Origin of the sequence: Streptomyces sp. NPDC017246 (assembly GCF_044331325.1) — a bacterium.
GTDB lineage: Bacteria > Actinomycetota > Actinomycetes > Streptomycetales > Streptomycetaceae > Streptomyces.
In genome coordinates, this window is the sequence record NZ_JBIRMW010000009.1 from 325,756 (window position 1) to 336,860 (window position 11,105).

General features: G+C 71.0%; 10 protein-coding genes. 8 read left to right on the forward strand and 2 right to left on the reverse strand.

The annotated features are described in order from the left end of the window. Positions 1–42: 42 nt before the first annotated feature. The gene (locus ACH4MY_RS22990) at positions 43–606 is read left to right on the forward strand and encodes an HIT family protein (RefSeq protein WP_398005579.1); all 564 of its coding nucleotides are present in this window, start codon (positions 43–45) and stop codon (positions 604–606) included. Positions 607–697: 91 nt separating this feature from the next. On the opposite strand, the gene ACH4MY_RS22995 is transcribed toward ACH4MY_RS22990, so the two are convergent. After that, on the reverse strand, positions 698–2,356 hold the full coding sequence (locus ACH4MY_RS22995) for a hypothetical protein (protein ID WP_398005580.1): 1,659 nt from the start codon (positions 2,354–2,356) through the stop codon (positions 698–700). A 187-nt stretch (positions 2,357–2,543) separates the two neighbouring features. After that, the gene (locus ACH4MY_RS23000; RefSeq protein WP_398005581.1) at positions 2,544–4,739 is read right to left on the reverse strand and encodes an elongation factor G-like protein EF-G2; all 2,196 of its coding nucleotides are present in this window, start codon (positions 4,737–4,739) and stop codon (positions 2,544–2,546) included. A gap of 313 nt (positions 4,740–5,052) precedes the next feature. Here ACH4MY_RS23000 and pgsA point away from each other — a divergent pair, with 313 nt between their 5' ends. The 7 genes from pgsA (at position 5,053) to ACH4MY_RS23035 (ending at position 10,967) form a co-directional block, all read left to right on the forward strand. Further along, positions 5,053–5,715: a phosphatidylinositol phosphate synthase gene (gene pgsA / locus ACH4MY_RS23005; RefSeq protein ID WP_398005582.1), complete on the forward strand. Its 663-nt coding sequence runs from the start codon at positions 5,053–5,055 to the stop codon at positions 5,713–5,715. Then, positions 5,712–6,656: a phosphatidylinositol mannoside acyltransferase gene (locus ACH4MY_RS23010; protein WP_398005583.1), complete on the forward strand. Its 945-nt coding sequence runs from the start codon at positions 5,712–5,714 to the stop codon at positions 6,654–6,656. The genes pgsA and ACH4MY_RS23010 overlap by 4 nt, the downstream gene beginning before the upstream one ends. Then, the gene (locus ACH4MY_RS23015; protein ID WP_398005584.1) at positions 6,653–7,804 is read left to right on the forward strand and encodes a glycosyltransferase family 4 protein; all 1,152 of its coding nucleotides are present in this window, start codon (positions 6,653–6,655) and stop codon (positions 7,802–7,804) included. The genes ACH4MY_RS23010 and ACH4MY_RS23015 overlap by 4 nt, the downstream gene beginning before the upstream one ends. A gap of 180 nt (positions 7,805–7,984) precedes the next feature. Then, the gene (locus ACH4MY_RS23020) at positions 7,985–8,527 is read left to right on the forward strand and encodes a hypothetical protein (protein WP_398005585.1); all 543 of its coding nucleotides are present in this window, start codon (positions 7,985–7,987) and stop codon (positions 8,525–8,527) included. A gap of 113 nt (positions 8,528–8,640) precedes the next feature. Continuing rightward, on the forward strand, positions 8,641–9,555 hold the full coding sequence (gene pdxS, locus ACH4MY_RS23025; protein ID WP_317874515.1) for a pyridoxal 5'-phosphate synthase lyase subunit PdxS: 915 nt from the start codon (positions 8,641–8,643) through the stop codon (positions 9,553–9,555). A gap of 6 nt (positions 9,556–9,561) precedes the next feature. Further along, positions 9,562–10,152 (forward strand): pyridoxal 5'-phosphate synthase glutaminase subunit PdxT, encoded by a 591-nt coding sequence (pdxT, locus tag ACH4MY_RS23030; protein WP_398005586.1) that lies wholly within the window; start codon positions 9,562–9,564, stop codon positions 10,150–10,152. Positions 10,153–10,214: 62 nt separating this feature from the next. Next, positions 10,215–10,967: a YebC/PmpR family DNA-binding transcriptional regulator gene (locus ACH4MY_RS23035; RefSeq protein WP_364295321.1), complete on the forward strand. Its 753-nt coding sequence runs from the start codon at positions 10,215–10,217 to the stop codon at positions 10,965–10,967. Positions 10,968–11,105: the final 138 nt, after the last annotated feature.

The following is an 11,105-nucleotide window of genomic DNA, read 5'->3' on the forward strand; positions in this document are numbered from 1 at the left end:
GATCTTCCGCCCCGGCGACACGTTCCGAACGGGCGACGCAATATGCTGCACAGCATGACGACTGAGCCGGAGCAGCAGATCGGAGTCGGGACGCGGGACGCGTTCCAGCGCCTGTGGACGCCTCATCGAATGGCGTACATCCAGGGCGAGAACAAGCCGACCGGGCCGGGCGCCGAGGACGGCTGTCCGTTCTGCTCGATTCCGTCGAAGTCGGACGAGGACGGTCTGGTCGTCGCGCGGGGCGAGAGCGTGTACACCGTGCTCAACCTGTACCCGTACAACGGCGGTCACCTCATGGTCGTCCCCTACCGTCATGTCGCCGACTACACGGATCTCGACGCGGCGGAGACGGCGGAGCTCGCCGACTTCACCAAGCGCGCGATGGTCGCCCTGCGGGCCGCCTCCGGTGCCCACGGCTTCAACATCGGCATGAACCAGGGTGCCGTCGCGGGCGCCGGCATCGCCGCCCATCTGCACCAGCACGTGGTGCCGCGCTGGGGCGGGGACACCAACTTCATGCCGGTCGTCGGGCACACCAAGGTGCTGCCCCAGCTCCTCGCCGACACCCGGAAGATGCTGGCCGACGCCTGGCCGGCCACCGTCTGATCCGTCTGCGCTCCGTACGACGAGGGGCCCGGGCCACGATCGTGGCCCGGGCCCCTCGTCGTACGGCTCTGTCGTACCGCGCGGGTCCCCGTCAGGCGTCGTAGACGTCGGCCTTCTTGGGGCCCGGCTCCTGGACGCCGCCGCCGAGGATCAGCGAGCGGTTGGTGAAGCGCTCCGTGTCCACGCCGTGCTCGTCGAGCATCTTGAGCGTGGCGGAGTGGACCGCGCGGAGGACCGGCGTCGCCATCCTTATGGCGTCGTCGGCCATGAAGCGGTTCTTCCAGAGCGGACCGGCCCAGACGTGCCGCAGGCCGAAGGGCTCGGGCAGGACCATCTTGCCGCCGAGGAACTCCAGGACCGGCGGGTACCAGGTGAGCGGGGCGCGCACCGCGAGCCGCACGATGTCGTCGGTCTCCAGCACCGGCTGCTGGATCTCCCGGGTCTCCCAGAAGCGGACGGTCTTGGAGACCTCCTTCGTCTTGGCCTTCGGCTTCGCCGTGAAGAGGCCGTGCACGGGGCCGAGCGCGTGACCGGTGACCTCGATCCTGAGCGTGTGGTGGAGCGAGGTCACCGTCACCATCATGGTGAGGACGAGGTTCCCGTCCCAGAGGGTGAACTGCACGCCGAGATAGTGACGATTGCCCGCACCGAACTGCTGGTCGTTGCAGATGCGCTGTATCTCGTGCGGCTTGACCTGGAAGTGGACGATGCTGTCGCCCTCGGGGCGGGTGACCTCGTCGGCACCCTCGCCGACCGCGGAGACGATCCAGTGCTTGACGGTCGGCTTCGGGAAACCGGTCTTGAGGGAGCCGCGCTCGAGCAGCGCGAGCTGGTCGTGGATCTTGCGGATGACGTCCCAGGCACGGAAGTCGTGGATCTCCCGGCCGGCCTGGGGGATGAGCTCCTCGGCCAGGGTCCAGCTGCCCCAACGGGTGCCGAGACCGAGGATTCCCTTGCTGCCGGCGTAGAAGGCGATGTTGGACTGCTGCTCGGCGGAGAGCTTCTCCAGATTCAGCCGGAGCTCCTCCGCCGACTTCTCGCCCGGGTCCTGGGGAACGGACTTGGGAACCTGGGGGCCCACGCCGCCCCCACTGAGCAGGGCGGTCCAGCGCGCGCGCAGATCGACGGCGGAGGTCTCGCAGATCCTGCGGGCGAGGAACCAGCCGACGACCGGGGCCACGATCATGGCGCGCACGTAGTTCGGCAGGATTCCGTCGAAGGGCAGCTTGAGCACGACGAGAGCGGCCAGGATCACGGCCGCCCACAGCAGGACGGTACCGATGAGGCTGGTCCGCTTGTTCTCGGAGCCGGCGGCGATACGACGGAGGTGGATGACGCCGAGCCAGAGCAGCATGCCGGGCAGGAAGAGGACACCGCAGACGAAGGTGACCAGGGTCAGCCGGGCGTCGCGCTGCCGGCGGATGTGGGTGGCCGCGAGACAGTGCTCGACCACGGGCTGGGGTTCGGCGCCGAAGGACTGGATGAGGGCCTTGCGGCCGCCGCCGAGCATCCGGACCTGCACGGCACGGGAGAAGGCCTCACCGAGGTCGGGACGGAAGAGCTTCTCCCACTTCCCCTCCTTGACGGCCGTCTTGTAGAGGTCGTTGTCGGCCTCCTGAATCGTCTTGAGCGGGCTGTCCCGGTACGCGGCGGACGCGAGCGCGTTCGTCGCGCCCGTACCACCACCCGTACCCATGAGGGGGACCTGCGCCCCGGGTCCGAAGCCATCGATCGCCACTGCCGCCCCCATCGCGCGCGAGTACCTGTGCGGGCTGTTCCCAACTGCCGCGCCCCGCACACCTTCTGAGCTGGGCACCACAGCGTAACCGGGGACCGTCGTGTGCGTCACCGCCTGTGGATATCGCGGCCGAATGACATCCGCCCGCCATGTGCCGGGCGGACCGCCACCCCTGTCACTCCGTCAACCGGCGTCCCTTTCAGGCCTGTTCACGGACCTTCCCGGCGAGATGCGCGGGCATCGGCTCGTGGCGTACGTACGAACGGTCGAACCGGCCGGTGCCGTGCGAGACCGACCGCAGGTCGATCGCGTACCGCCCGATCTCGATCTCCGGCACCTCCGCCCGGACCAGGGTCCTACCGGGACCGGCCTGGTCGGTGCCGACGACCCGGCCCCGCCGCCCCGACAGATCGCTCATCACGGGACCGACGTACTCGTCCGGCACCAGGACCTGGACCTCGGCGACCGGCTCCAGGAGCTGGACGGCGACCTCGGCGGCCGCCTCCCGGAGCGCGAGCGCCCCGGCCGTCTGGAAGGCGGCGTCGGAGGAGTCCACCGAATGGGCCTTGCCGTCCCTCAGGGTGACCCGGACGTCCACGAGCGGATAGCCCGCGGCCACGCCCCGCGCGGCCTGGGCCCGTACGCCCTTCTCGACGGAGGGCACGAACTGGCGGGGGACCGCCCCGCCGACGACCTTGTCGACGAACTCGATGCCGCTGCCCGGCGGGAGCGGCTCCACCTCGATCTCGCAGATGGCGTACTGGCCGTGGCCCCCGGACTGCTTGACGTGCCGGCCCCGGCCCGCCGAGGCGCCGCCGAAGGTCTCGCGCAGCGCCACCTTGTACGGCACGGCGTCGACCTGCACGCCGTACCGGCCCCGGAGGCGTTCGAGGACGACGTCCTGGTGGGCCTCGCCCAGGCACCACAGCACCACCTGCCGGGTGTCCTGGTTCTGTTCGAGACGCAGGGTCGGGTCCTCGGCGACCAGCCGTGCCAGGCCCTGCGAGAGCCGGTCCTCGTCGGCCTTGCCGTGGGCCTGGACGGCGAGCGGCAGCAGGGGCTCCGGCATCGGCCACGGCGCGATCAGCAGCGGATCGTCCTTCGCGGAGAGGGTGTCGCCGGTCTCGGCGCGGCCGAGCCTGGCCACACAGGCGAGGTCCCCCGCGATGCAGTGCGCCATGGGGCGCTGCTGCTTGCCGAAGGGGGAGGTGAGGCCGCCGAGCCGCTCGTCGACGTCATGGTCCTGGTGGCCCCGGTCGGCCAGCCCGTGGCCGGAGACGTGCACGGTCTCGTCGGGGCGCAGGGTGCCGGAGAAGACCCTGACCAGGGAGACCCGGCCCACGTAGGGGTCGGAGGTGGTCTTGACGACCTCGGCCACCAGGGGGCCCTCGGGGTCGCAGGTGATCGCGGGCCGGGGCTGCCCCTCCGGGGTGGTCACGGAGGGCGGCTCGTGCTCCAGGGGCGACGGGAAGCCGCCGGTGACCAGCTCCAGGAGTTCCAAGGTGCCCAGCCCCTGGGTGCCTCCGGCGGCGGCGGGGGCGGCCGCGAGGACCGGGTGGAAGGCGCCCCGGGCGACGGCCTTCTCCAGATCGTCGACGAGCGTCTTCACGTCGATCGTCTCGCCGCCGAGGTAGCGGTCCATCAGGGTCTCGTCCTCGCTCTCGGCGATGATCCCCTCGATCAGCCGGGCGCGGGCCTCGGCGATCGGCTCCCGCCGGCCCTCGTCGGGCGGGCCCTCCCGCCGCACCCCTGTGGAGTAGTCGAAGACCCGCTCCGAGAGCAGGCCGACCAGACCGGTGACGGGCGCGTGCCCGTCGGCGCCCTCGTCGCCGCGCACCGGAAGGTAGAGGGGCAGGACGGCGTCCGGATCGTCATGGCCGAAGAGGTCGGCGCAGACGGCGACGAGCTCGTCGAAGTCGGTGCGGGCGGTGTCGAGGTGGGTGACGACGATGGCGCGGGGCATGCCGACGGCGGCGCACTCCTCCCAGACCATCCGGGTGGAGGCGGCGATCGCGTCGGCCTCCTGGGCGGCCGAGACGACGAAGAGGGCCGCGTCCGCGGCACGCAGACCGGCCCTCAGCTCCCCGACGAAGTCGGCGTACCCGGGGGTGTCGAGGAGGTTGATCTTGTACCCGTCCCAGCCGACCGGAACGAGGGAGAGCTGTACGGAGCGATGCTGGCGGTGCTCGATCTCGTCGTAGTCGGAGACGGTGCCGCCGTCCTCGACCCGGCCCGCCCGGTTCAGCGCCCCTGCGGTCTGCGCGAGCGCCTCCACCAGCGTCGTCTTGCCGGATCCGCTGTGGCCGACCAGCACCACGTTCCGTACGGCCGTGGGCCGGTCGGCCGTCAAAGCCCTGCCGGCGGCCCCGGCGGCCGTGTTCGCCTTGTCACCCATGATGTGTCCTCCCGACTGCTCGCACGGTGCGGCGGGGACGCGGGCGTGGGGGAGTGGTGTCTCGCGGTACGGCTCCGGCGGTGCCCGCGGTGTTCTTCGAGCTTTGCACCGACACCAGGACCCGTCCATACGTCGTACGGTGCCGGGTCGCCTCGGGCGTCCCGGCACGTCCATCCGTCCTCCGGGGGAGGGCCCTCGGGGGGACGCCGACGCGGCGAGGCGGGTGCCCGCCCGTACGCCGGGGCGCGCGTGGCTACGATGGGTGAGCCGGTGGTCGTTGGGGCCGCGCGGCCCACCGAACCTCGGGAAGGCCATGCTGAACAAGTACGCGCGTGCATTTTTTACGCGTGTCCTCACACCGTTCGCCGCGTTTCTGCTCCGCAGGGGCGTCAGTCCCGACGCGGTCACGCTCATCGGCACGGCGGGAGTGATGGCCGGTGCGCTGGTCTTCTTCCCCCGCGGGGAATTCTTCTGGGGCACCATCGTCATCACCCTCTTCGTCTTCTCCGACCTCGTCGACGGCAACATGGCCCGGCAGGCGGGGATCTCCAGCCGCTGGGGCGCCTTCCTCGACTCGACGCTCGACCGGGTCGCCGACGGAGCGATCTTCGGCGGCTTCGCGCTCTGGTACGCGGGCAAGGGCGACGACAACGTGCTGTGCGCCGTGGCGATCTTCTGCCTGGCGAGCGGCCAGGTCGTGTCGTACACCAAGGCCCGAGGCGAATCGATTGGCCTGCCCGTCGCCGTCAACGGTCTGATCGAACGCGCCGAACGGCTCGTGATCTCACTGGTCGCCGCCGGACTCGCCGGCCTCCACACCTTCGGGGTGCCCGGGATCCAGATCCTGCTCCCGATCGCCCTGTGGATCGTGGCGGTCGGCAGCGCCGTGACCCTGGGGCAGCGCGTGGTGACCGTACGACGTGAATCGGCCGAGGCGGACGCCGCCGCGGCCGGTGGGAGCGGGGCGACGTCGTGAGCACGTTCAAGGACAGACTGAGCGACGGGCTGTACGGCGCCGGCTGGGCGACCGTCAAGAAGCTCCCCGAGCCGGTGGCCGCGGGCCTCGGCCGGCGGATCGCCGACTTCGCGTGGAAGCGGCGCGGCAAGAGCGTCCTGCGCCTGGAGGCCAACCTCGCGCGCGTGGTGCCGGACGCCACGCCCGAGCGGCTCGCCGAGCTATCGCGGGCCGGCATGCGCTCGTACATGCGGTACTGGATGGAGTCCTTCCGGCTGCCGACCTGGAGCACGGAGAAGGTCGAGCACGGGGTGGACATCAAGGACGCCCACCACCTGCGGGAAGGCCTCGCCGCCGGGCGCGGCGTCATCCTGGCGCTGCCGCACCTGGCGAACTGGGACCTGGCCGGGGTGTGGGTGACCCGCTGCCTCGGCGTGCCGTTCACGACGGTCGCGGAGCGGCTCAAGCCGGAGACGCTGTACGACCGGTTCGTCGCCTACCGCGAGTCCCTCGGCATGGAGGTACTCCCGCACACCGGGGGCTCCGCCTTCGGCACACTGGCGCGACGGCTCCGGGCGGGCGGCCTGATCTGCCTGGTCGCCGACCGCGACCTGTCGGCCTCCGGCACCGAGGTCACGTTCTTCGGCGACACCGCGCGAATGCCGGCCGGACCCGCGATCCTCGCCCAGCAGACCGGCGCGCTGCTGCTGCCGGTGACGCTCTGGTACGACGACACGGCGGTCATGCGGGGGCGCATCCACGGCCCCGTCGACGTACCCGAGTCAGGTACGCGGGCCGAGAAGACGTCCGTGATGACACAGGCGCTGGCCGACGCGTTCGCCGGCGGCATCGCGGACCACCCGGAGGACTGGCACATGCTGCAACGACTGTGGCTCGCGGATCTCGACGAGCGCCCGGAACCCGCGGTGGGTGCCGAGCGGGGCGGGGAGCGCGGCGAGTGAAGATCGGGATCGTCTGCCCGTACTCGTGGGACGTGCCGGGCGGCGTCCAGTTCCACATCCGCGACCTCGCCGAGCACCTCATCAGGCTCGGCCACGAGGTCTCCGTCCTCGCCCCCGCCGACGACGAGACCCCGCTGCCGCCCTATGTGGTCTCGGCCGGCCGGGCCGTCCCCGTGCCGTACAACGGCTCCGTGGCGCGGCTCAACTTCGGCTTCCTCTCGGCCGCGCGGGTCCGCCGCTGGCTGCACGACGGCACCTTCGACGTCGTCCACATCCACGAGCCGACCTCGCCCTCCCTTGGGCTGCTGACGTGCTGGGCGGCGCAGGGGCCGCTCGTCGCCACCTTCCACACCTCGAACCCGCGCTCCCGGGCCATGATCGCCGCGTACCCGATCCTCCAGCCCGCCCTGGAGAAGATCAGCGCCCGGATCGCGGTCAGCGAGTACGCGCGCCGCACGCTCGTCGAGCACCTCGGCGGAGACGCCGTCGTCATCCCCAACGGGGTCGACGTCGACTTCTTCGCGCGCGCCGAGCCGAAGAAGGAGTGGCAGGGCGAGACCCTCGGCTTCATCGGCCGGATCGACGAGCCGAGGAAGGGCCTGCCCGTCCTCATGCGGGCGCTGCCCAGGATCTTCGCCGAGCGGCCCGGAGCCCGGCTCCTCGTCGCCGGGCGCGGGGACGAGGAGGAGGCGGTGGCCTCGCTGCCGCGCGAGATGCGCTCCCGGGTGGAGTTCCTCGGCATGGTCAGCGACGAGGACAAGGCGCGGCTGCTGCGGAGCGTCGACGTGTACGTGGCGCCCAACACCGGCGGTGAGAGCTTCGGCATCATCCTCGTCGAGGCGCTGTCGGCCGGCGCGCCGGTCCTCGCCTCCGACCTGGACGCCTTCGCGCAGGTCCTCGACCAGGGCGCGGCGGGCGATCTCTTCACCAACGAGGACGCCGGCGCGCTCGCCGACGCGGCGATCCGCCTCCTCGGCGACGAGGAGCGCCGGGCGGGACTGAGCGCGCGGGGCTCGGCCCATGTGCGCCGCTTCGACTGGACGACCGTCGGCGCGGACATCCTCGCGGTCTACGAGACGGTGACGGACGGCGCGGCGGCGGTGGACACGGACGAACGCGTGAGGCTGAGGGCACGGTTGGGCCTGTAGGGGCGGGCCCAGGCCTTCCGTGCCCTGACCCGCACCCCTTGTGCGACGCACTGGTGGTGCGGGTCAGGCGCACCGGGGGCGGCCGCGCCGCCAAGGGCGCCGTCCCGCGCGCGTCCTGTTCGCCCAGGACCGTGACCTTCGGGAAGGGGCGTCGCCGCCGCCCCGGTAGCCTTTGCGCCCGTGACCGAAACCCTGATCTGGACCGTCGTCGCGCTGATCCTCATCGGCGTCTATCTCAGCTGGACCGCCGGACGGCTCGACCGGCTGCACTCCCGTATCGACGCCGCCCGAGCGGCCCTGGACGCGCAGCTGCTGCGCCGGGCCTCGGTCACCCAGGAGCTGGCCACCTCCGGTGTTCTGGATCCGGCCGCCTCGATCGTGCTGTACGAGGCCGCGCACGCGGCCCGGCAGGCCGAGGAGGACCATCGGGAGGTCGCCGAGAGCGAGCTCAGCCAGGCGCTGCGGGCCGTGTTCGGCGAGCCGGAGCAGGTGGAGCTCGTACGGGAGGCGCCCGGGGGCGAGGAGGCCGCCGGGGAGCTGGCGCAGGCCGTCCGACGGGTGCCGATGGCCCGCCGTTTCCACAACGACGCCGTACGGGCCGCCCGCGCCCTGCGCCGTCACCGCACGGTCCGCTGGTTCCGGCTCGCGGGCCACGCGTCCTTCCCGCTGGCCTTCGAAATGGACGACGAGCCGCCGGTGGCCCTTGCTGATCGTCCGGCGTGACACCCACGGCCTGCGAAAACGATCCACCGGGTCCACATTGGCCCTTGCTGTGGACCGCGGGTGGACTGTTTCCTCGACGTAGTCGTCAACCCGTTGTCACGAGTGAGGTACCCGTGTCCACCACGCCTTCCCCCTCCCCCCAGTCCCCCGAGACCGGCACCGCCCGTGTGAAGCGCGGCATGGCCGAGCAGCTCAAGGGCGGCGTGATCATGGACGTGGTCAACGCCGAGCAGGCGAAGATCGCCGAGGACGCCGGCGCCGTGGCCGTCATGGCCCTGGAGCGGGTCCCCGCGGACATCCGCAAGGACGGCGGCGTGGCCCGCATGTCCGACCCGAACATGATCGAAGAGATCATCGGCGCGGTGTCCATCCCGGTCATGGCCAAGTCCCGTATCGGCCACTTCGTCGAGGCCCAGGTCCTGCAGTCCCTCGGTGTCGACTACATCGACGAGTCCGAGGTCCTCACCCCGGCCGACGAGGTCAACCACTCCGACAAGTGGGCCTTCACGACCCCCTTCGTCTGTGGTGCCACCAACCTGGGCGAGGCCCTGCGCCGCATCGCCGAGGGCGCGGCCATGATCCGCTCCAAGGGCGAGGCCGGCACCGGCAACGTCGTCGAGGCGGTCCGCCACCTGCGTCAGATCAAGAACGAGATCGCCCGCCTGCGCGGCTTCGACAACAACGAGCTGTTCGCCGCGGCGAAGGACCTCCGCGCCCCGTACGAGCTCGTCAAGGAAGTCGCCGAGCTCGGCAAGCTCCCCGTCGTGCTGTTCTCCGCCGGTGGCGTCGCCACCCCCGCCGACGCCGCGCTCATGCGCCAGCTCGGCGCCGAGGGCGTCTTCGTCGGCTCCGGCATCTTCAAGTCGGGCGACCCGGCCAAGCGCGCCGCCGCCATCGTGAAGGCCACCACCTTCTACGACGACCCGAAGATCATCGCGGACGCCTCCCGCAACCTGGGCGAGGCCATGGTCGGCATCAACTGCGACACCCTCCCCGAGTCCGAGCGCTACGCCAACCGCGGCTGGTAGTCACACATGAGCACACCCGTGATCGGTGTCCTGGCACTCCAGGGCGACGTACGGGAGCACCTGATCGCCCTGGCCGCGGCTGACGCCGTGGCCAGGCCGGTCCGGCGCCCCGAGGAGCTGGCCGAGATCGACGGTCTGGTCATCCCCGGTGGGGAGTCCACCACCATCTCCAAGCTGGCCGAGCTGTTCGGCATGACGGAGCCGCTGCGCGAGCGCATCGCCGCCGGCCTGCCGGTCTACGGCACCTGCGCCGGTCTGATCATGCTCGCCGAGAAGATCCTCGACCCGCGTTCGGGCCAGGAGACCTTCGGCGGCATCGACATGATCGTCCGCCGTAACGCCTTCGGGCGGCAGAACGAGTCCTTCGAGGCCGGCGTCACCGTCGCGGGCATCGAGGACGGACCCGTCGAGGGCGTCTTCATCCGGGCCCCCTGGGTGGAGTCCGTCGGCGCCGAGGTCGAGATCCTCGCCGAGCACGAGGGCCATGTCGTCGCCGTACGGCAGGGCCGGGCGCTCGCGACCTCGTTCCATCCCGAGCTCACCGGGGATCACCGCATTCACGCCCTGTTCGTCGACATGGTGCGCGCGGCACGCTGATCCGATCCCGGTAGGATCTCTGGGGTTCGTTCAGAAATGGGTTACGCGAAGGAGACAGGCAGATGTCCGGCCACTCTAAATGGGCTACGACGAAGCACAAGAAGGCCGTGATCGACGCCAAGCGCGGCAAGCTCTTCGCGAAGCTGATCAAGAACATCGAGGTCGCGGCCCGTACGGGCGGCGCCGACCTGGACGGTAACCCGACGCTGTTCGACGCCGTCCAGAAGGCGAAGAAGCAGTCGGTCCCGAACAAGAACATCGACTCCGCGCTCAAGCGCGGAGCGGGTCTCGAGGCCGGCGGCGCCGACTACGCCACCATCATGTACGAGGGTTACGGCCCGAACGGTGTCGCGGTGCTCATCGAGTGCCTCACCGACAACCGCAACCGTGCCGCCTCCGACGTGCGCGTGGCCATGACCCGCAACGGCGGCTCCATGGCCGACCCGGGCTCGGTCTCGTACCTGTTCAACCGGAAGGGTGTCGTCGTGCTCCCCAAGGGCGAGCTGTCCGAGGACGACGTCCTGGAGTCGGTGCTCGAGGCCGGCGCCGAGGAGGTCAACGACCTCGGTGAGTCCTTCGAGATCATCAGCGAGGCGACCGACCTGGTCGCGGTCCGTACCGCCCTCCAGGAGGCCGGTATCGACTACGACTCCGCCGAGTCCAGCTTCGTCCCGACCATGCAGGTCGAGCTCGACGAAGAGGGCGCGCGCAAGATGTTCAAGCTGATCGACGCGCTGGAGGACAGCGACGACGTGCAGAACGTCTTCGCCAACTTCGACGTGAGCGACGAGGTCATGGAGAAGGTCGACGTCTGATCGCGACCGTTTTCCGCAGCGGGGGGGGGGGGGGCGCCCCCCCCCCCCCCCCCCCCGGGGGGGGTGGCGGGTGTGGTGGGGCGGGGCGGGCGCAACCAAAAAACAAAGAAGCGCGGGAGGGGGCGAAAACACAACCGC